Here is a 19,657-nt window from a genome sequence, read left to right as displayed (position 1 = left end):
CGGCAGGGGCGGGTTCTGCGGCGGGCTCGGGCTCTTCGGCCTCGGCCTTCGGCTTGGGCAGCGTCAGGGTGACCAGCGCGGCCGCCAGGGCGACGCCGCAGCCGATCAGCAGGGCCGTACGGAACCCGGACTCCGACGGCAGCGTGCGCCCGCCCATCGTGATGGTCATCTGGGACAGCACGACGCCGACCACGGCGGCCGACACCGACGTGCCGATGGAGCGCATCAGCGTGTTGAAGCTGTTGGCCGAGGCCGTCTCCGTCCTGGGCACCGCGCTCATGATCAGCGCCGGCATCGCGCCGTACGCCAGGCCGACGCCCATGCTGCCGACGGCGGCGGCGATCATCATCCCCCAGGCCCAGTCCATCAGCACGAACGCGGCGCCGTACCCGGCGGCGATGACCAGCGCGCCGGCGAACAGGCTCGTCTTCGGGCCGCGGGCGGCCGACAGCCGGGCGCCGAAGGAGGAGACGGCCATCATCATCAGCCCGGCCGGCGCCAGCCACAGGCCGGCGGCCAGCATCGACTGGCCCAGTCCGTACCCGGTCGCGGCCGGCAGCTGGAGGATCTGCATGAGGACGAGCGACTGCGCGTACATGGCGAAGCCGACCAGGATCGAGGCCAGGTTGGTGAGCAGCACCTGAGGACGCGCGGTGAGCCGCAGGTCCACCAGCGGGTCGCGGACGCGCAGCTCCCACAGCGCCCACAGCAGCGCGATCACCACCGCGGCGCCGAGCAGCCCGAGCGTGGTGCCGCTCCCCCAGCCCCAGTCGGCGCCCTTGGAGACGCCCAGCAGCAGGCTGACCAGCGCCGCCCCCAGGCCGAGGGCGCCGAGCAGGTCGAGGCGGCCGGCCTGCTCCCGAGCGGGCGTGGCCGGCACCAGCAGCCAGATCAGCACGGCGACCAGCGTGCTCAGCGCGGCCGAACCCCAGAACAGGATGCGCCAATCGGCGTATTCGGCGACGGCCGCGGAGATGGGCAGGCCGAGCGCGCCGCCGATGCCCATCGAGGAGCTCATCAGCGCGATGGCCGGGCCGACCCGCTGAGGGGGCAGCAGGTCGCGCAGCGCGCTGACGCCGAGCGGGATCATGCCGACGCCCAGGCCCTGCATGCCACGGCCGACGACCATGGGGATCAGCGAGTCGCCCAGCGCGCACACCACCGAACCGGCGACGAGCGGGATGGAGCAGACGAGCATCATGCGCCGCTTGCCGTACATGTCGCCGAGCTTGCCGATCACGGGGGTTGCGACCGCACCCACGAGCAGCGTCGCGGTGAGCACCCAGGAGGTGTCGGCCGCCGAGGCGTTGAGCAGGTGTGGCAGCTCGCCGACCAGCGGCACCACCAAGGTCTGCATGAGCGAACCGGCGATGCCGGCCACCGCGAGCACACTGACGATCCCGCCGCCGGACCGTGCACTGGGCGCAGAATGCACCAGATGTCCCCTTCGTACCATTTATACCGAATGCACCATACACATGTTATGTTTCATGCACAACGAGTGCACGATACACATCGCCTTCGGCCACGATGGGAGAGACCCCCATGTCGCTGCCCCGCCAGATCGAGTACGAGACCATGCTGCTCTGGCGGCACCGCGACCTGGCCGTGGACGGCGGACACCTGGAGCGCAGCGCGTACATCCTGCTCAGCCGCCTGCGCGCCGAGGGAGCGATGTCGATCGGGCAGCTCAGTGAGGCGTTCGGGGTGGCCAGGTCGACGATCCACCGGCAGGTCACCGCCGCGCACTGCGCGGGGCTGGTGGACCGCATCCCCGACCCCGACGGGGGGCTGGCCAGGAAGTTCCGGGTCTCCGCCGAGGGCGAGCGCCGCCTGCTGGAGGAGCGCGAACGCATCCTACGCGGCCTGGAACGCGTGCTCGCCGACTGGGCCCCCGAGGACGCCGCGGCCTTCGCGGGCTACCTCAAGCGCTTCAACGGCAGCATCGAGGACATCTCGGGGCGGCGCTGGCCGCGGGCATGAGTCACGGGCGCGGCCAGGGACGCCCTTCCAGCCGCTCGATGTCGCCGTTGAACCGCCTGAGGTAGGCGGCGAACGCGGCGACGTCGTCCTCCGGCCAGCCGGCCAGCACCTTCTCCAGGCTCCGGACGTTCTGCTCGCGCTCCATGCGCAGCCGGTGCTCGCCCTCCGCGGTGACGCGGAACTTGCGGGCGATGCCGCCCTCCGGGTCGGGGATGCGCTCGACCAGGCCCGCGCGCACCATCGCGGAGGTCTGCCGGTTGAGCGTGGACGGATCGAGCCGGAAGGCGTCGCTGAGCTGCCCGATCGACATCGGGCCCGCCAGCTCCAGACGGCTGAGCAGGATGTACGCGCTGCGCTCCAGGCGGTCGCCGTCGTCGCGGAGCCGCGGCGTGGTCAGGGCGCGGTGCCGGCCGAGCAGCATGGTCTCGTACTCGATCGAGCGTGTGGACGCGTCCACGGACGGCCTCCCTCCGGCCCGGCATGCATCGTACACATCGTGTGTATCGAACACACTATATGTAGACCGCATAACGCGCTTGCCCGAGAACGGGGGTGGGACTGGCGGTCCCATGAACGCGAGGCCCACCAGAGGGCACGAATGAGCGCCGGTGAGGTGGTTCCCTGTAGGGGAGAGGCCGGCTACCCGTTCCTGCGACACTCGGGTGGTTCTGTACTGTCGGAACCTGCCTCTTGCGGCGCGTGACCGGGCTCCCCTCCGGCGACGGCGAGAGCCGGTCACGCGCCTCCGGCGACGGCCTGTCGTGACGGCCGCGCCCGACCCGGTCGAGCTGCTGCACCGCAGGTGGGACGAGCAGGTCGGCGACGCTGCGCCCATCCCGCCTGTGACGCTGACGCGGCGGCCACCGGATCAGGATCCGGCGCTCAAGCCGGCCGACGCTGCCATGGAGGACCTCTGCCGCCGGTTGCGCGCCATACGCCTGAGCGACACGCCGTGGGACTTCGCGATCGGATCCGGGACGCCGGCCAAGGTGCTGACCCTGCCGGGCGAGGAACTGCACGGGCTCGTCGTCGGCTCGCAGGACGTGCCCGGGGTGCGGCTGCTCACCTCGTACATGAATCTCGTCGGCGATGCCGTGGTGGAGCCGGTCAAGGGGGCTCGCCGCGCACGCCCCGGCGGAGCAGCGGCTCAGCGGGTGCGGGCCACCAGCAGTGCGACGTCGTCCTCCGCCGCCCGCCCGCCGACCATGACGTCGATCACGCCGGTGCACAGGCGCTCCAGCGGGAGATCGGCGTAGTCGGCCAGGGCGGCGCGCAGGCGGGCCATGCCCGTGTCCAGGTCGTCCTGGCGCCGCTCGATCAGGCCGTCGGTGTAGAGGGCCAGCAGCGTGCCCGGGGGCAGCTCCACGTCGAAGGAGTCGTGCGTGGCCTCCAGGTTCAGCCCGACCGGCGGGCCGGTGGGGCCGGCGAGGAAGGCGACCCGGCCGTCCGGGCCGACGACCGCGGGCGGCGGATGCCCGGCGGTGGCCATGGTGCAGCGCCGGGTGGCGGGGTCGTAGACCGCGTACAGGCAGGTGGAGCCCAGGGTGGGCAGCGGGGCGCCGTCGGCGCCGACGTCCTGCTCGTGCAGCCGCGAGATCAGGTTGTCCAGCTGGGTGAGCAGTTCGCCGGGCGGCATGTCCATGTACGCGAGCGTGCGGACGGCGGTGCGGATGCGGCCCATGGTGGCGGCGGCGTTGATGCCGTGCCCGGTCACGTCGCCGACGACCAGGGCGATCCGGCCGCCGCTCAGCGGGATCGTGTCGTACCAGTCGCCTCCGACGCCGCCGTGGGCGCCGGAGGGCAGGTAGCGGTAGGCCACGTCGAGGGCGCCGCCGTCGCAGAGCCGGCGCGGCAGCAGGTTGCGCTGCAGGGCGAGCGCGGCGGTGCGCTCGCGGGTGTAGCGGTGCGCGCTGTCCAGGCTGAGCGCGGCGCGGGCGGCGAGCTCCTCCGCCAGCAGCAGGTCGTCGCGGGTGAACGGGGCCGGGTTGCGGCTGCGGACGAACGCGGTCACCCCGAGCGTCTCCCCGCGCGCCCGGAGCGGGACGATCATCAGGCTGTGCATCCCGAGGAGGCGGACCGTCCTCGCGCGGGCGGGGTCGTGGTCGAGCCAGGTGCCCGGCGAGGTGTCCATCTCGGGCTCGAAGTGGGCGCGCCCCGTCGACAGGACGCGCGTCCACGGGGAGTCCGGCGGCACGAACACCGCCTCGCCCCGCGCCCAGGGTGACTCCGGCAGCCCCGGGGAGATCGAGGCCGCGCCCGCGCGGCGGAAGACGGGGACGCCCACCTCCATGCCGCCCGGGCGCTCCACCGGGGTTTGGTCCGGCAACATCGGCTCGACGAGGTCCACCGCGGCGTAGTCGGCCAGCGCCGGCACGGCGTAGTCGGCCAGCTCCTGGGCGGTCTGCCTCACGTCGAGCGAGGTGCCGATGCGCGCGCTCGCCTCCACGAGCATGGCCAGCCGCTCGCGGGCGAGGCTCTGCGTGACGTCGATGGCCAGCGAGCAGACGCCGACCGGCCCGCCGTCCACGCCTTCGAGGCGGAAGATCGAGATCGACAGGGTGCGCTGCCCGAGACCGTCCGACGAGGGCCAGTGCACCTCGTTGTCGACCACGGGCGCGCCGTCGTCGAGCACCCTGCGCAGCACGCGGCGGACCTCCTCGTTGCCGAGCGCCGGCGCGTCGTCCCGGCCGGGGACGTCGTCCGGGGACGTGAGCAGGAACTCCTGCAGGGCCCAGGCCCGTACGTTGCGCCAGACGCAGCGCAGCTCGCGGTCCCAGATCCACATCGCCACCGGAGAGCGCTGGATGAGCGGCTCCACCACCGAGCCGCCGGGGGCGCCCATGGACGCCGGGCGCGCCGACACCACCCACGTGGGCCGGCCCACCGGGGTGGTGAGCCGGTGGCCCTGGAGGTGCAGCATGACCGGGTGGCCGGCGCTATGGCGGGCCTCGGCCAGACCCGACCAGCGGTCGAGGTGGCCGTACTCCCGGGTCCAGGCCGACAGCCGCTCGCGGTGGTCGCCCGGGGTGAGCAGGACGGCCCCCGAGCGTCCCACGACCTCGGACGCGCGGTAGCCGAGGAGCCCCTCGGCCGCTCGTGTCCAGGCGATCACGGTGCCGTCGTCGTCGATGACGACGGTCGCCGGTGCCGCTCCACGCCCAGCGGGCGGAGTTGCGGACATATCACTATCCATCCGTACTTGTGGAGAAACATCGCGACTTATGGCGAAAACTCGCGTCGATCTCTGTCATGCGGTCGCCTCGCAGGGCGGCCTGATCGACGCCGGGAAAGAGATGAGGAGAGCGTCGCCGCTCTCCTCGTGCGCTGCCGGATGCCCCTCCGCGACGTGCCTACGTGAGACGCGCGCCGCACCCGCTCCGCCGGAACGCCGGCGGCTCGCTGCGCGATCCCACGAGACACCCCCCGATGTCATGTCGTGCCGCATGAACCCCCGTTCGCGGCATATCGACGTTAACGCGGGGAATGTTATCAAATGTACGTTTACGGCGCTATATACCGAATCGATATGATCGCTACCATGACGACCCGCGAGAGGTTGCTCGACGCGGCGGCGAAGCTGCTGGCGAGCGGCGGGCGCGAGGCCGTCTCCACCCGGGCCGTGTGCGCCGCGGTCGGCGTGCAGGCGCCGACCCTCTACCGGCTGTTCGGCGACAAGGAGGGCCTGCTCGAGGCCGTCGCCGCCCACGGCTTCCGCGAGTACATAGCGAGCAAGCAGGCGCTGCCCGAGACCGACGACCCGGTCGACGACCTGCGCCGGATCTGGGACATGCACGTCGACTTCGGCCTGTCCCGGCCGGCCTTCTACACCCTCACGTTCGGCGAGACCGTGGCGAAGGGCTCTCCGACGCGGCAGGAGACCCTCGCCAAGCTGCGGCGCCGCATCGCCCGCGTCGGCGAGGCGGGACGGCTGCGCATGAGCGTCGACCGGGCCACGCAGGTCTTCCACGCCACCGGAGTGGGGGTCGTGCTCACCCTGCTGTCGGTGCCGCCCGACGCGCGCGACCCCGGTCTGTCGCCGATCGCCCGTGAGCAGGCGCTGCGGACGATCTCGACCGACGGCCCCCCGCCACCCGACCGCACGGCCGCCCGCTGGGCCGCCGCCCTGGGCGAGACGCTGCGCGACACCGACGTCCCCCTGACGGCCGCCGAACGCGCCCTGCTCGCCGAATGGCTCGACCGCATCGCGAACGACCTGTGAGCCGTTGATCGCTTACGATGCGGGTCTGGTGCGGAGCGGGCGCACCATCCCACTGGACAGGGAAGGGACTGTGGTCAGGACATGGACGCTGTGACGCGGGAGTCGTTCGGGCGGGTCGGGATCTGGACCTGGGCGCTGCGCAGCACGACGGCCGGCGAGGCGCGGCGGGCCGAGATCGCCGAGGCCGTCGCCGAGCTGGAGCAGCTGGGATACGGGACGATCTGGCTCGGCGGCAGCCCGTCGATCGCCGACGCGGAGGCCGTGGTGCGGGCCACCGAGCGCGTCACCGTCGCCACCGGGATCCTGAGTATCTGGGACTTCACCGCTCAGGAGGTGGCCGAGCAGGTCGCCGCGCTGGAGGAGGAGTCGCCGGGCAGGTTCGTGCTGGGGCTCGGGGCCAGCCACGCGGTGGTGACGCCGAAGTACGCCAAGCCGTACTCGAACATGGTGCGCTACCTCGACGAGCTCGACGCCGCGCCGGTGCCGGTGGGCCGGGAGCGGCGGCTGATCGCGGCCCTCGGGCCGAAGATGCTCGCGCTGGCCGCCGAGCGGTCGCTGGGGGCGCACCCGTACCTGGTGTCGGCCGAGCACACGGCGTACGCGCGTTCGGTCATGGGGCCGCAGGCGCTGCTGGCGCCGGAGGTGAAGGTCGTCCTCGACAGCGACCCCGAGCGGGCCCGGGCCAGGGCCCGCGCGGTGATCGGCCCGTACCTGGGGCTGCCCAACTACACCAACAACCTGCTGCGGCACGGATTCGACGAGTCCGACCTGGCCGACGGCGGGAGCGACCGGCTGGTGGAGGCGCTGTGCTCGCTGGGCGACGCCGGGCGGGCCGCGGCGCGTGTCGAGGAGCACCTGAAGGCCGGCGCCGACCACGTGAGCGTGCAGATCGTGGTGGAGGGCGGTCCGCAGGACAGCGCCCTCCCCCGCGCCGAGTGGCGGGAGCTGGCCGCCGCGCTCTCCCTGTCCTGACCTCCTCGGCACGCGGCGACGCCCGGCGCACCGATGGTGTGCCGGGCGTCGCGGTGGGCGCGGCGCGTCAGGAGGTCACCCCGGCGGGCCGCTCGACGGCAGGAGCGTCGGAGGCGGGCGCTTCGTGGGCGGGGCGGCGCAGGACGAGCAGGGCCACCGCGAAGGCCGCGGTCAGGAGGCCGGCGGCGATGGCGAAGGCCAGACGGTAACCACCGGTCAGCGCGGCCGCCTCACCGGCTCCGGCGGCCAGCAGCTCCCCGGTGCGCGAGGCTGCCATCGTGGACAGCACCGCCACGCCGATCGCCATGCCGACCTGCTGGGTGGTGTTGAACAGCCCCGAGGCCAGGCCGGCGTCGCTCTCCCTGGCGCCCGACATGCCCAGCGCGGCCAGCGCCGGCAGCACCAGCCCGCCGCCCGCGATGAGGATCATCGGCGGGAGCAGGTGGGTGACGTACCCGGCGTCCGGGGTGACCCGGGTGAGCAGCAGCATCGCCGTGACGAGCAGCGCCAGGCCGGTCATCAGGACGGCACGGGCGCCGAAGCGGGCGCTGAGCCGGGCCGAGGCGAACAACGAGATCGAGCCGATGAGCAGGGCGGCCGGCAACATCGCCAGGCCGGTCTCCAGCGCGCCGTAGCCGAGCACCCGCTGCATGTAGAGCGCGACGAGCACCTGGAAGGCGAACATCCCCGACAGGGCCAGCATCTGGGCGAGGTTCGCCCCGGCCACGTTCCGCGAGCGCAGGATGCGCAGCGGCATGAGCGGGGTCGCCGCCGTGGCCTGCCGGGCGACGAACGCCGCCAGCAGCACCAGTGACACCGCGCCCAGGCCCAGCGTGTGCCCGGACGACCAGCCGTGCTCCTCGACCTGGACGACCGTGTAGATGCCGAGCATCAGGCCGGCGGTGACCAGCACGGCCCCGGCGACGTCCGCGCCACCCGACAGCCCGATCCCCCGGTCCGCGGGCAGCACCCGCAGCGCCGACGCGATGGTGACCACCCCGATCGGCACGTTGATGAAGAAGATCCACGGCCAGCTGAGCGCGTCGGTGAGCAGCCCGCCCAGCACCTGGCCGATCGAGGCGCCGGCCGCGCCGGTGAAGCTGAAGATCGCGATCGCCTTGCCCCGCTCCACGGGGTCGGTGAACAGCGTCACGAGGATGCCCAGCACGACCGCGGAGGCCAGCGCGCTGCCCACGCCCTGCAGGAAGCGGGCGGCGATCAGCATGCCCGGGTCGGACGCCGCGCCGGCCAGCAGCGAGGCGGCCGTGAAGACGGCGTTCCCGGCCAGGAACATCGTGCGGCGGCCGATCAGGTCGCCGAGCCGTCCCGCCAGCAGCAGCAACCCGCCGAAGGGGATCAGGTAGGCGTTGACGATCCAGCTCAGCCCGGCGGCCGAGAAGCCCAGGTCCCCCTGGATGGCGGGCATGGCCACCGTCACGATGCTGCCGTCCAGGATCGTCATCAGCCCGGTCGCGGACAGCACGGCGAGGGCCGTCCAGCGCGAGCCAAGTGCGTACGACATGGTCTCTCCCGTCTCAAAGTCGACAAGAGAGACCGTAGCAGATAGTTCCGTTGTAGACGATATTTAATGGATCTATTTTGAGCGCTCCCGCGCCCGGCGAGCCGGCTGCGCGCTCTCGGCGGGAGTGGCCAGATGGCCGCCGACCAGGCGGTTCAGGGCACGGACGAGCACCTCGCGCTCGTCGCCGGGCAACGACTCCAGCGCGGCACGGTGGACGCCGTCGACGATCTCCTGGCTGCGGCGGGCGATCCGCTCACCGGCCTCGGTCACCGCGATGATCCGCGCCCGCCGGTCGGTGCTGGACGGCCGGCGCTCGGCGTAGCCGGCCTTCTCCAGCGCGTCGACGGTGACCACCATCGTGGTCTTGTCCATGTCGCCCAGCTCGGCGAGCTGGATCTGGGTGCGCTCCTCCTCCAGGGCGTGCACGAGCACGCAGTGCATCCGCGGCGTGAGCCCGATCTCGGCCAGCGCCGCGGTCATCTGGGTGCGCAGCACATGGCTGGTGTGGTCGAGCAGGAAGGACAGGTCGGTTTCGGTGCGCGTGGGAGCCATCGCCGTCATGCGTCCAGCCTACCCAAGTAGTCCCGGTGCGGATTATCCGCGAACGGACGACCTACGTCGCCATACGTCCTTTTTATGGATCATTGACCGATATGTCCAGTATGGCGTAGCGTCGCACCGCAGGATGATGACGCGCTCCCATCAGGAAGAGGGAGACATGGGCGTACCTGACACCACAGGGCATGACGCGGAACTTCCCGCGATCGCCATCATCGACTCCGACGGCACCGTGATCGGCTGGACGCGAGCCGCCGAACGGCTCCTCGGCTACCGCTCCGCCGACGTCGTGGGCCGGTCCGGCGCCCGGCTGCTCGCTCCCGGCGACCACCACGAGCGATTGTCGGCCTGGGCCCGCCAGTACGCCCACCTCGACCGCTGGTCGGGCCTGGCCGAGCTCCGCCACCGCGCCGGCCACCCCGTCCTGCTGAACGTCCAGGGCCATCGGCTGGCCGCGTCGCCGCACGGGCCCGGCTGGCTGCTGTCGGCGAGCACGACCGCCGACGCCCGTCCCGACGGCTCCCTGCTGGAGCCGCTGGTCGACCGCTCGCCCGCGGCCCTGTGGATCTGGGACGGCGACCTGCGCCGCGTCTGGAGCAACGGGCCGGCCGAGCGGATGGAGACGCTGCTGCTGCGCGGCGGAGACGGCGATCTGCCGGTCTTCGGCCAGGAGCGCAGCGGGACGTTGATGCGGCGGGTCCTCTCCGACGGCGTCCCCGTGATCGACACCGAGATACGCCGCCCCTCGGGGGACGGGCAGGGCGACCGCGTCCTGTCGATGTCGGTCCACCGCCTCGACGGCCTGGACGGACGACCGGTCGGCGTGTGCACGCTGGCCATCGACGTCACGCAGAGCATGGCCCGCAGGCGGCTCGCGCTGCTCGTCGAGGCGAGCGCGCGCGTCGGCACCACGCTCGACGTCCGCAAGACCGCGCAGGAGCTGGCCGACCTGGCCATGCCGGCCCTGGCCGACTACGTCACGGTGGACCTCGCCGACGCCGTCGTGCCGAGCGAGGAGCCGCCGCTGCGGCCCTCGGACGGGATGACGTCCCCGGCGTTCCGCCGGGTGGGGATGGCGTCCGTCCACACGTCGCTGCCCGAGGCGCTCTGCCGGCCGGGGGTCCCGGTCATCGTGCCGCTGTCGGCTCCGCAGGCCCGCGTGCTGTACTCGGGACGTTCGTACCTGGAGCCCTCGCTGGACCTCTCGCCGGGCACCTGGCTCGATCAGGATCCCGACCGCGCCCGTCTGGCCCGCGAGACCGGGATGCACAGCGTGATGGTCGTCCCGGTGCTGGCCAGAGGGGAGATCCTCGGCATAACGGTATTCGTGCGCAGCCGGAACCCGGCCCCGTTCACCCCGGACGACCTGGTGCTCGCCGAGCAGCTCGTCGCCCGCGCCGCGCTCAGCCTGGACAGCGCCCGCCGCTACACCCGTGAGCGCGACACCGCCCGCGCCCTGCAGCGGAATCTCCTGCCGCGCGCCCTGTCGGGCGGCGACGCCGTCGAGGTGGCCGGCCGCTACCTCGCCGCCGACGTGCACGAACGTGTCGGGGGCGGCTGGTTCGACGCGATCCCGCTGCCCCGCGGGCGGATCGCGCTGACCGTCGGCGACGTCGGCGGGCAGGGCGTCACCGCCGCGGCCGCGATGGGCCGCATGCGCACCGCCGTCCGCACGCTGGCCTCCGTCGATCTCCCGCCCGGCGAGCTGCTCGCCCACCTCGACGAGCTGATCGCGCACCAGGACTCCGACGTGGACCTGTTGCCCAGCGCCGCCTGCCTGTACGCGGTCTACGACCCGGCCACCCGCCACTGCGTCGTGGCGGCGGCGGCGAACCCGCCCCCCGCGATCGTCTGCCCGGGCGGAGGGGCCACCTTCGCCCCGGTCCGCGCCGGCGCTCCGGTCGGGCACGGCCTCGGCCACTACGAGACCCTCGATCTTGAGCTTCCCGTGGGATCGCTGATCGTGCTGCACACCGGGGGCCTGCTCGACAAGAGCGACGACGACCCCCGCACCGGCGAGGAACGCATGCGAGCCGCCCTGACCACGGCGCCGCCTCGGCTGGAGCAGTTGTGCACCAGCGTGATCGACGCCATGGTGGGCGGCTCGTGGAGCGAGAACGACGTCGCGCTCCTGGTGGCCCGCACGCGCTGACCGGCCGCCGGCCCCCCACCGGCGGCCGGGGTCCTGGGGTTACTTGAGGAAGTCGAGCAGCGCGGCGTTGACCTCGTCGGGGTGGGTCCAGCCGATGGCGTGCGGGCCGCCCGGGATCTCCTCGTAGCGCAGGCCCGCGATGAGTTCGGGCAGCCGCCTGCCGGTGCTGTCGATGGGCAGGATGCGGTCGTCGTCGCCCTGGACCACCAGCACCGGCACGTCGAGCTTCGGCAGGTCGGCGCGGAAGTCGGTCAGCCAGGTGGCGACGCACTTGAGCGTGGCGATCGAGGAGGCGCCGACGGCGACGTTCCAGCTGAGCTGCCAGGCCTGCTCGCTGATGCGGGTGCCGCCGAAGGTGTCGACGTTGTAGAAGTCGTCCAGGAACGCCTTCAGGTACGCCGGCCGGTCGGCGGCGATGGCCTGCTCGAACCCTCGGAACAGGCTGCCGTCGACGCCCTCGGGGTTGTCGTCCGTCTTGAGCAGGAACGGCTGCAGCGGCGCCAGCAGCGCCGCCCTGCTCACCCGCTCGGAGCCGTAGGCGCCCAGGTAGCGGACGACTTCGCCGCTGCCCATGGAGAACCCGACTAGGGCGACGTCACGCAGGTCGAGCTGGTCGATGAGCGCCTTGAGGTCGGCGGCGAAGGTGTCGTAGTCGTAACCGGTGGCGGGCTGGCTGGACTTGCCGAATCCGCGCCGGTCGTACGTGATCACCCGGTGGCCGGCGTCCAGCAGTGCGGGCACCTGCTTCTCCCAGGAGGCGCCGTTGAGCGGGAAGCCGTGGATGAGGACGACCGGCCTGCCGGTGCCGTGGTCCTCGTAATAAAGCTCGATGGGACCGGAGTTCTCCTCACCGACCTTGATGTACGGCATATGTGCTCTTTCTCCGTTCGGTGGATGCGATCGTCGGGCGTGGCTCTGCACCACGCGTACATGGTCCTCGGATGAGCACGGCCGTTCATCGGTCAAATGACTGCATCCACGACCACACCGCTCAGAGCGCGGCGTCGTCCCGATCCGGTTGCTCGTCGCCGCCGAGGGCGTCACGGAGCGCGGCACGCGAGCTGATGCCGAGCTTCGGGAAGACGCGGTAGAGGTGGGCGCCGATGGTGCGCGGCGACAGGTGCAGGCGCTGCGCGATCTGCTTGTTGGTCAGGCCGGTGGCGGCGAGGCGGGCGATCTGGCGTTCCTGCGGGGTGAGGCCCTCGTGCGGCGGCGACTGGCCCGTGGCGCGCAGCTCGTTGCGGGCGCGCTCGGCCCAGGGCCGCGCGCCGAGGCGTTCGAACGTCTCCAGCGCCTCCGCCAGCTGGGTCCGCGCCCGGTGGATGGCCCGGGAGCGGCGGCAGTGCTCCCCGTAGGCGAGGCGGATCCTGGCCAGGTCGAACGGCCAGCGTTCCGCCCCGGGCACGGCGAGCGCGTGCTCGAAGCGGGCGTCGGCCTCGGCGGCGGGCGCGGCGACGGCCGCCGCCCCCTCGACGGCCAGGGCGAGCCGCGCCGACATGTCGGCGAACCCGGCCTGGCGCATCGCGGCGACGTGCTTGCGGGCCTCGGCGTGCCGTCCGCTGCCGGCCGCCGCCTCGACGAGCACCGGCGCGGCCCACATGACGAGCGGGACGTAGCGGGTGAGCACGCCGGGCGGGCTCACGGAGGCGAGGTCATGGTAGGCCGCCTCGGCGTCGCCCCGGCCGAGCGCCGCCAGGGCGCGCACGTACCGGGCGTAGAACAGGACCTTGCCGGCCCGGCGGGGCGTCCCCCAGCGGACCATCTTGTCGGCCAGCGCCAGCGCGGTCTCCTCGTCGCCCCGCTGCGCGGCCAGGATCGCCTGGACGAACCAGAGCGGCCATTCCAGCAACAGGTAACCGTGCCGGCGGCACAGCCGCAGGCCCTCCTCGGCCAGCTGCGCGGCCTCCTCCCACTCGCCGGTGAGCAGGTTGTCGAGGCTGAGGCTGATGAGCGCGCCGATGGCCGAGGTGACCGCCCCGCCGTCGCGTCCGTCGCGGACGACCCGCCACAGCGCCTCCCGGCAGCACGACATCCGGTCGTAGAAGAAGCCGGAACGCCCGATCCACACGATCCGGTCCGGGTCGGCCTCCTCCGGGAAGCCGCTGATGAGGTCATCCAGCCGCGCCAGCGTGGCGGGCGTGGCGTGCGCGGGGTCGGCGAAGATCGCCGTGCACACCGCGAGCACCTCCGGCGGCCGCGGCGTCAGCCCGGCCACGATGGCCTGGAACGGCTCCCACAGCTCGGGGCGCGGACCGGCGGAGAAGCACACCAGCAGCATCGTGAACAGCGCCTCGACCAGGGCGTGGTCGTCGGCGCGGAGCTCGCCGCCGCGGGCCTCGATCGCCCCCATCAGCAGCCGGTAGGCCGTGTCGGCGTCGCCCTCCCCGTTGACCAGCAGGTACGCGGTCGCGACCGCCGCCTCCAGCGACCTGTCCAGCTCCGGGTCGGCCCGGCGCGCGTCGCCGAGCAGGCGCGGCACGTCGCGCAGCCCGCCGGTCACGTTCGCCCCGACGTACGCGGCCTCGGCCAGCCGCCGGCTGCGGTCGGCGCTGCGCGGGCTGAGGTCGGCGGCGCGCAGCAGCGCGGCCACGGCGCCGGCCGCGTCGCCGCAGCGCAGCGCCCGGCGGGAGACCTGTTCGAGCAGGGCGGCCACCCGCTCGTCGGTGCCGATCGTGGCGTCGGCCAGCTGCCAGGCCTGGCGTTCGGGCTGACCGGCCAGGGCGTCGGCGAGCGTGCGGCGGGCACGGCGGCGCTCGGCCTCGGTGAAGAAGTTCACCACCGTGGCGCGGACGACGGGATGCCGGAAGATCAGCCGCCTGGTGATCAGATCGACCCCGGCCAGCCCGGCCCGCTCGGCGGGGCCGAGCTCCTCCAGGCAGCCGCCGGTGGCCGCCTCCAGCACGCCAAGGTCGCCCGTGCTGTCGAGGGCCGCGAGCAGCAGCAGCCAGCAGGTCCTGGCCGGCAGGTCGGCGATGCGGGAGGTGAAGAGCGTCTGGAGCCGCTGGCTGAGCGGCAGCACCTCGGGCAGCGCCTCGTCGCCGGCACGCTGCGGGTCGCTCAGCACCTGCGGCAGCTCCACGAGCACGAGCGGGTTGCCCTGGGCCTCGGCGATCACCCGTCGCCGCACGGGCTCGGCCAGGCCAGGGAAGCGGGCGCCGAGCAGGCCGCGGGCGGCGTCGCCGTCGAGCGGGCGCACCTCGTGCTCGGGCAGCCCGCCGCGGTCGAAGAAGGTGTCCGGCCCCAGCCGGGAGGCGGCGATCAGGCCGATCCGGCTGCCGGCCAGCCGGCGCGCCACCAGCCCCAGCACCCCCGCGCTGGAGCGGTCGAGCCAGTGCAGGTCGTCGACGACGACCAGCAGCGGGCAGTCCTCGGCCACCTGCCGCAGCAGCGTCAGCGCGGCGGTTGACACGGTGAGACGGTCGGCCATGGCGCCCTCGCCGAAGCCCAGCGCTAACGACAGCGCGGACCGCTGCGCCGGGCTGAGCCGGTCGGCGTGGTCCTGGTAGATCGGGAAGAGCAGCTGATTGAGCCCCGAGAACGCGATGTCGGCCTCGAACTCCACGCCGGTCACGCGCAGCACGCGGGTGCCGCACCCGGCCGCGGCCCGCGCCGCCGCCTCCAGCAGCGCGGTCTTGCCCACACCCGGCTCGCCCGACAACACCAGGGCGGCGCCGTCCCCAGCGGCGCGTTCCAGGAGGTCGCGGATGAGCGTGAGCTCCGCGTCCCGTCCGACCAGCCCCTTGAGCTCGCCGGACAGGCGTTGATCAATATAGTGCTCGACATCGTTCATTCCGGTCGCCCCCCGCGCGATCGCAACGTGAACAGGTTAAGGCGGCCCATCCCCAATGCAGTAATCAAATGTGGTCATTTGACCTAAGCCCCCACGAAACCATCGCACACAGACTGCGACCCATGGGTATCGACCTCACCGCCGAAGCGGCTCGCCGCCGAACGCCGACCGTGCGCGGCCCGTCCGAGCAGCCCGTCGTCCTGACGGTCAACGGTACGCACCACGCGGTCGCCCTCGAACCCCGTGTGAGCCTGCTCGACGCGCTGCGCGACCGGCTGGGCCTGACCGGCTCCAAGAAGGGCTGCGACCAGGGGACCTGCGGCGCCTGCACGGTCTGGGTGGACGGCCGGCGGGTGCTCGCCTGCCTGACCCTGGCGATCGCGTGCGAGGGCCGGCAGGTCACCACCATCGAGGGCGTGGCCACCGACGGGGAGCCGCACCCGATGCAGCGCGCGTTCATCGAGCACGACGCCTTCCAGTGCGGCTACTGCACGCCGGGCCAGATCATGTCGGCCATCGCCCTGATCGAGGAGGGCAACGCCGAGACCGACGAGGACATCGCCGAGTTCATGAGCGGCAACATCTGCCGCTGCGCCGCCTACCCGGGCATCCGCCAGGCGATCAAGGACGTACGCGACGCGCGGGAGCGCCCATGAGACCGCTCGCCTACGCCCGCGTCAGCACGGTCGCCGAGGCCGTCGAGATCGTCGCCGCCGACCCGGCCGGCGCCTTCCTGGCCGGCGGCACCACCGAGATCGACCTGGTCCGCCTCGGGGTCGCCCGGCCTGACCTGCTGGTCGACATCAACGACCTGCCCCTGCACGACATCGAGGACCTGCCCGGCGGCGGCGTGCGGATCGGCGCGCTGGCCCGCATGAGCGAGGTCGCCCGCACGCCGGTGATCGCCGGCCGCTACCCGGGCGTCGCGCAGGCGCTCCTGCTCGGCGCCTCCCAGCAGCTGCGCAACATGGCCTCGATGGGCGGCAACCTGTGCCAGCGCACCCGCTGCGCGTACTTCCGGGACGGCGTCTCGCCGTGCAACAAGCGGGAGCCGGGCAGCGGCTGCTCGGCCCTGGACGGGCTCAACCGCGGCCATGCCGTGCTCGGCACGAGCGAGCACTGCATCGCCACCCACCCGTCCGACGTGGCCGTCGCGCTCGTCGCCTTCGACGCGGTCGTGCACACGGCCGGGCCGGGCGGCGCGCGGCGCATCCCGATCGACGACTTCTACCTGCCGCCCGGCGACACGCCCGATCGGGAGAACCCGCTGCGGCACGGCGAGCTGATCACGGCGATCGACCTGCCGCCGGCCGGCATCGCCGAGCGGTCGGTCTACCTGAAGTTCCGCGACCGGCAGTCGTACGAGTTCGCGCTCGTGTCGGTGTGCGCGGCCGTGCGGGTGGAGGACGGCCTCGTCACCGAGGCGCGCCTGGCGCTCGGCGGCGTCGGCACCAAGCCCTGGCGCTCCCGCCTCGCCGAGCGGCGCCTGCTCGGGGCGCCCGCCACCGCGGAGTCGTACGCCGCGGCGGCCGCTTACGAGCTGAGCGCGGCGGTCCCGCGGCGGCACAACACGTTCAAGGTGGAGCTCGCGCAGCGGGCGATCGTCCGCGGCCTGACCCAGGCCGCACGGGGAGGCATGCGATGAACACCGCGATCGGCCGGCCCGTCGACCGGGTCGACGGGCACGCGAAGGTCACCGGCGGCGCCCGCTACACGGCGGAGATCTCCCTGCCCGGCCTGACGTACGCGGCCGTCGTGGGGGCCCGCATCCCGAGCGGCCGGGTGGAGTCCGTGGACGCCTCCCGCGCGCTGTCGGCGGGCGGCGTGCTGGCCGTGCTCACCCACGAGAACCTGCCGAAGATCGCCGGGCAGCCGCGCCTGCTGCCGTCGCTGCTCGGCGCCGCCGCGCCCGGCCAGAGCTTCTTCCCGATGCAGGACGCGGCCGTGCACTACGCCGGCCAGCCGGTCGCGCTCGTCGTCGCCGAGAGCCACGAGCAGGCCCAGTACGCCGCCTCGCTCGTGGACGTCGCCTACCGGCGGGAACCGTCGATCACCGCGATCGACGAGGGCCGCGACCGGGTGTACGAGGCGCAGCGGCTGTTCGGCGGGCTCATGCCCGGCCGCGACGAGCGCGGCGACGTCGGGACGGCGCTGGCCGAGGCGCCGGTGCGCATCGAGGCCGGCTACCGGTTCGCCGCCAACCACCACAACGCGCTGGAGCCGCCGGCCACCACGGCGGTGTGGGAGGACGGCCGGCTGACCCTCTACGACTCGACGATGGGCATCCGGGCCACCCAGCTCACGGTGGCGCACCTGCTCGGGCTGCCGCTGTCGCACGTCCGCGTCATCACTCACTTCGTCGGCGGCGGCTTCGGCTCGAAGGCGATGACCTGGCCGCACGTGACGCTCGCCGCGATGGCCGCCCGGCACGTCGGCCGACCCGTACGGCTGGCGCTCACCCGGGCGCAGACGTACACCTCCAACGGGCACCGCGAGGAGCAGGAGCAGCGGATCTCGCTCGGCGCGACCCGGGACGGGCGGCTGACCGCGATCCGCCACCACAAGCTCTCGATCACCTCGCACTTCGACGACTGGGCCGAGCCCGCGACCGGGGTGTCCTCCCAGCTGTACGACGTGGAGCACTACGAGGGCGTGCACAGCCTCATCCACGGCAACACGATGACGCCGACGTTCACCCGCGGCCCCGGTGAGACGCTGGGCGTCTTCGTGCTGGAGACCGCGATGGACGAGCTGGCGTACGAGCTCGGCGTCGACCCGGTGGAGCTGCGGCTGCGCAACCACGCCCGCACCGACCCGCGCGGCAACCCGTGGTCGAGCGACGGCCTGGCCGAATGCCTGCGCCTCGGCGCGGAGCGGTTCGGCTGGCACGGGCGCGACCCGAGGCCGCGCGCCCGCCGGGACGGCGACTGGCTGATCGGCACCGGGATGGCCGCGGCGGCGTACCCGGTGGCGTTCTTCATGCCGGAGCAGCGCGCCCGCGCCCGCGTGTACGAGGACGGCAGCGCGGTCGTGCAGACCGGCACCCAGGAGTTCGGCACGGGGGTGCTGACCGTGGCCACGCAGGTCGCCGCCGACGCGCTCGGCCTGCCCCTGGAGTCCGTACGGTTCGAGGCGGGCGACACCGACCTGCCGAACACCTCGGCCGCGGTGGGCTCGGCCGGCGCCGGCATGGTGAGCGCCGCCGTGCACGCCGCCGCGACGGCGCTGCGCGACCGGCTCGTCGCGATGGCGGTCACCGACGCGGACTCGCCGCTGCACGGCGCCGACCCGGCGGCCGTGGAGGTCGCGGACGGCCGGATGCGGCTGCGCGACCGGCCGGAGACCGGCGAGACGTACGCCGACCTGATGATCCGCCGGCGGCTGGCCGACGCGGAGGAGGTGGGCAGCTGGACCCCGCCGCCGCTGACCACCCCGCACGGCCTGCTCACCTTCGGCGCCCAGTTCGCCGAGGTCGCCGTCGATCCCGGACTCGGCCTGATCCGGGTCCGGCGGATGACCGGCGTGTTCGCGCCGGGGCGGGTGCTGAACCCCAAGCTGGCGCGCAGCCAGCTCATGGGCGGCATGGTGTGGGGTCTCAGCCAGGCGCTGCTCGAGGGCAACGAGATGGACACCCGCCACGGCCGCTGGGGCGCGAGCAACCTCGGCGAGTACCTCGTGCCGGTCAACGCCGACATCCCGGAGATCACCGTCGAGTTCGTCGAGGTCGAGGACGACGTCGTGCCGCTCGGGATCAAGGGCGTCGGTGAGATCGGCCAGGTGGGGGCCGCCGCGGCCGTGGCGAACGCGGTCTTCCACGCGACCGGGCGCCGTCTGCGGCGGCTGCCGCTCGCCGCCGAGCTCGTCATGGACCCGCCCGCCTCCTCATGAGCGACGTCCCTCTGCCCGCCGGCGGCGACGGCCGGCGGGCGCTGCCCGACCGCCCGCTGCTCACCGCCCACCGGCGCCCCCACCTCGACGCCGAGCTGTGGCGGCACGCCCGCCAGCCGGGCCTGGGCCTGATCGGCCTGGTGCCCGTGCTGCCGGTGGCCGTCCTGCTCTCCGTCGGCGTTGGCGGCGCCGAGGGGTCGGTGCTGGTGCTCGGGCCGCTGGTCACGTTCTCGTTGCCGGTGGTGGCGATGATCGCCTTCTGGTGGGAGGACTGGCCCGGCTCCAGCCTGCGTCCCGGCTGGTCCGGGCCGGCCGACACGCTGGTGATCGCGTTCGCCGGGATCCTGCTGACCATGCTCGCCCAGGCCGTGGTCGACCGGCTCGACCTGCGCGGCGTCTTCGACCCCACCGCGGGGGCGGGGCATGCGGCCACGTTCCCGGCCACCATGTCGATCGGGGGCGGCGCCTTCGTCGCGATGTTGCAGATCACGTTCGCCTGGGAGGGCTGGCCGCTGCGGCGTCTCGGCAGGATCGCCTCGGGGGCGTGCGCGCTGGCGGTGGCGTGGGTGGGGG

The 19,657-nt window shown here is 73.4% G+C and carries 16 protein-coding genes; 9 read left to right on the top strand and 7 right to left on the bottom strand.

Annotated elements, in window-relative coordinates; translation table 11 throughout:
• On the bottom strand, positions 1-1,435 hold a 1,435-nt coding region (locus C1J01_RS31445), incomplete at its 3' end, for an MFS transporter (protein ID WP_328589690.1).
• A gap of 110 nt (positions 1,436-1,545) precedes the next feature.
• Here C1J01_RS31445 and C1J01_RS31440 point away from each other — a divergent pair.
• Positions 1,546-1,983: a MarR family winged helix-turn-helix transcriptional regulator gene (locus tag C1J01_RS31440; protein WP_111182601.1), complete on the top strand. Its 438-nt coding sequence runs from the start codon at positions 1,546-1,548 to the stop codon at positions 1,981-1,983.
• Between the two features lies 1 nt (position 1,984).
• On the opposite strand, the gene C1J01_RS31435 is transcribed toward C1J01_RS31440, so the two are convergent.
• The gene (locus C1J01_RS31435) at positions 1,985-2,440 is read right to left on the bottom strand and encodes a MarR family winged helix-turn-helix transcriptional regulator (protein WP_181449063.1); all 456 of its coding nucleotides are present in this window, start codon (positions 2,438-2,440) and stop codon (positions 1,985-1,987) included.
• A 304-nt stretch (positions 2,441-2,744) separates the two neighbouring features.
• Here C1J01_RS31435 and C1J01_RS49255 point away from each other — a divergent pair, with 304 nt between their 5' ends.
• Positions 2,745-3,239 carry a hypothetical protein gene (locus tag C1J01_RS49255; protein WP_146615786.1) on the top strand — a complete coding sequence of 165 codons (495 nt, stop codon included), beginning with the start codon at positions 2,745-2,747 and terminating at the stop codon, positions 3,237-3,239.
• Here C1J01_RS49255 and C1J01_RS31425 read toward each other — a convergent pair.
• Positions 3,131-5,164: a SpoIIE family protein phosphatase gene (locus tag C1J01_RS31425; RefSeq protein WP_181449062.1), complete on the bottom strand. Its 2,034-nt coding sequence runs from the start codon at positions 5,162-5,164 to the stop codon at positions 3,131-3,133. The genes C1J01_RS49255 and C1J01_RS31425 overlap by 109 nt on opposite strands.
• Before the next feature lie 357 nt (positions 5,165-5,521).
• Between C1J01_RS31425 and C1J01_RS31420 the strand changes: the two genes are divergently transcribed.
• Both C1J01_RS31420 and C1J01_RS31415 read left to right on the top strand, forming a co-directional pair.
• On the top strand, positions 5,522-6,202 hold the full coding sequence (locus C1J01_RS31420; protein WP_111182597.1) for a TetR/AcrR family transcriptional regulator: 681 nt from the start codon (positions 5,522-5,524) through the stop codon (positions 6,200-6,202).
• Positions 6,203-6,283: 81 nt separating this feature from the next.
• A complete protein-coding gene (locus C1J01_RS31415; RefSeq protein WP_111182596.1) occupies positions 6,284-7,174 on the top strand; it encodes an LLM class F420-dependent oxidoreductase in 891 nt (296 codons plus the stop codon).
• Positions 7,175-7,241: 67 nt separating this feature from the next.
• Here C1J01_RS31415 and C1J01_RS31410 read toward each other — a convergent pair whose 3' ends face one another.
• Both C1J01_RS31410 and C1J01_RS31405 read right to left on the bottom strand, forming a co-directional pair.
• Positions 7,242-8,696 carry a DHA2 family efflux MFS transporter permease subunit gene (locus C1J01_RS31410; protein WP_111182595.1) on the bottom strand — a complete coding sequence of 485 codons (1,455 nt, stop codon included), beginning with the start codon at positions 8,694-8,696 and terminating at the stop codon, positions 7,242-7,244.
• Between the two features lie 72 nt (positions 8,697-8,768).
• On the bottom strand, positions 8,769-9,257 hold the full coding sequence (locus C1J01_RS31405; protein ID WP_111182594.1) for a MarR family winged helix-turn-helix transcriptional regulator: 489 nt from the start codon (positions 9,255-9,257) through the stop codon (positions 8,769-8,771).
• A 157-nt stretch (positions 9,258-9,414) separates the two neighbouring features.
• Here C1J01_RS31405 and C1J01_RS31400 point away from each other — a divergent pair, with 157 nt between their 5' ends.
• A complete protein-coding gene (locus tag C1J01_RS31400; RefSeq protein WP_181449061.1) occupies positions 9,415-11,406 on the top strand; it encodes a SpoIIE family protein phosphatase in 1,992 nt (663 codons plus the stop codon).
• Between the two features lie 39 nt (positions 11,407-11,445).
• On the opposite strand, the gene C1J01_RS31395 is transcribed toward C1J01_RS31400, so the two are convergent.
• Positions 11,446-12,276, bottom strand: a complete 831-nt coding sequence (locus tag C1J01_RS31395) for an alpha/beta fold hydrolase (protein ID WP_111182592.1) — start codon at positions 12,274-12,276, stop codon at positions 11,446-11,448.
• Positions 12,277-12,397: 121 nt separating this feature from the next.
• Positions 12,398-15,196: a helix-turn-helix transcriptional regulator gene (locus C1J01_RS31390; protein ID WP_111182591.1), complete on the bottom strand. Its 2,799-nt coding sequence runs from the start codon at positions 15,194-15,196 to the stop codon at positions 12,398-12,400.
• A 122-nt stretch (positions 15,197-15,318) separates the two neighbouring features.
• Between C1J01_RS31390 and C1J01_RS31385 the strand changes: the two genes are divergently transcribed.
• From C1J01_RS31385 to C1J01_RS31370, 4 genes are all read left to right on the top strand, one after another.
• Positions 15,319-15,852, top strand: a complete 534-nt coding sequence (locus C1J01_RS31385; RefSeq protein WP_111182590.1) for a (2Fe-2S)-binding protein — start codon at positions 15,319-15,321, stop codon at positions 15,850-15,852.
• Positions 15,849-16,841, top strand: coding sequence for an FAD binding domain-containing protein (locus C1J01_RS31380; protein ID WP_111182589.1), 993 nt, complete (start codon positions 15,849-15,851; stop codon positions 16,839-16,841). The genes C1J01_RS31385 and C1J01_RS31380 overlap by 4 nt, the downstream gene beginning before the upstream one ends.
• Complete coding sequence (locus C1J01_RS31375; protein WP_111182588.1) at positions 16,838-19,084, top strand: xanthine dehydrogenase family protein molybdopterin-binding subunit; 2,247 nt, start codon at positions 16,838-16,840, stop codon at positions 19,082-19,084. Before C1J01_RS31380 ends, C1J01_RS31375 begins: the two co-directional genes overlap by 4 nt.
• Positions 19,081-19,657 (top strand): hypothetical protein (locus C1J01_RS31370; RefSeq protein WP_220040192.1); only part of this gene is annotated, 577 nt, incomplete at its 3' end. The genes C1J01_RS31375 and C1J01_RS31370, both read left to right, overlap by 4 nt.

The sequence above is a fragment of the Nonomuraea aridisoli genome, from assembly GCF_003236395.1.
Lineage (GTDB): Bacteria > Actinomycetota > Actinomycetes > Streptosporangiales > Streptosporangiaceae > Nonomuraea > Nonomuraea aridisoli.
This window is presented reverse-complemented; position numbering and strand designations above follow the sequence as displayed.

Excerpts from the sequence above, each read along its gene's own strand:
- C1J01_RS31440 (WP_111182601.1), top strand. The coding sequence starts at position 1,546 with ATGTCGCTGCCCCGCCAGATCGAGTACGAGACCATGCTGCTCTGGCGG.
- C1J01_RS31420 (WP_111182597.1), top strand. The coding sequence starts at position 5,522 with ATGACGACCCGCGAGAGGTTGCTCGACGCGGCGGCGAAGCTGCTGGCG.
- C1J01_RS31415 (WP_111182596.1), top strand. The coding sequence starts at position 6,284 with ATGGACGCTGTGACGCGGGAGTCGTTCGGGCGGGTCGGGATCTGGACC.
- C1J01_RS31375 (WP_111182588.1), top strand. The coding sequence starts at position 16,838 with ATGAACACCGCGATCGGCCGGCCCGTCGACCGGGTCGACGGGCACGCG.
- C1J01_RS31425 (WP_181449062.1), bottom strand. The coding sequence starts at position 5,164 with ATGTCCGCAACTCCGCCCGCTGGGCGTGGAGCGGCACCGGCGACCGTC.
- C1J01_RS31380 (WP_111182589.1), top strand. The coding sequence starts at position 15,849 with ATGAGACCGCTCGCCTACGCCCGCGTCAGCACGGTCGCCGAGGCCGTC.
- C1J01_RS31395 (WP_111182592.1), bottom strand. The coding sequence starts at position 12,276 with ATGCCGTACATCAAGGTCGGTGAGGAGAACTCCGGTCCCATCGAGCTT.
- C1J01_RS31405 (WP_111182594.1), bottom strand. The coding sequence starts at position 9,257 with ATGACGGCGATGGCTCCCACGCGCACCGAAACCGACCTGTCCTTCCTG.
- C1J01_RS31390 (WP_111182591.1), bottom strand. The coding sequence starts at position 15,196 with ATGAACGATGTCGAGCACTATATTGATCAACGCCTGTCCGGCGAGCTC.
- C1J01_RS31410 (WP_111182595.1), bottom strand. The coding sequence starts at position 8,696 with ATGTCGTACGCACTTGGCTCGCGCTGGACGGCCCTCGCCGTGCTGTCC.
- C1J01_RS31385 (WP_111182590.1), top strand. The coding sequence starts at position 15,319 with ATGGGTATCGACCTCACCGCCGAAGCGGCTCGCCGCCGAACGCCGACC.
- C1J01_RS31400 (WP_181449061.1), top strand. The coding sequence starts at position 9,415 with ATGGGCGTACCTGACACCACAGGGCATGACGCGGAACTTCCCGCGATC.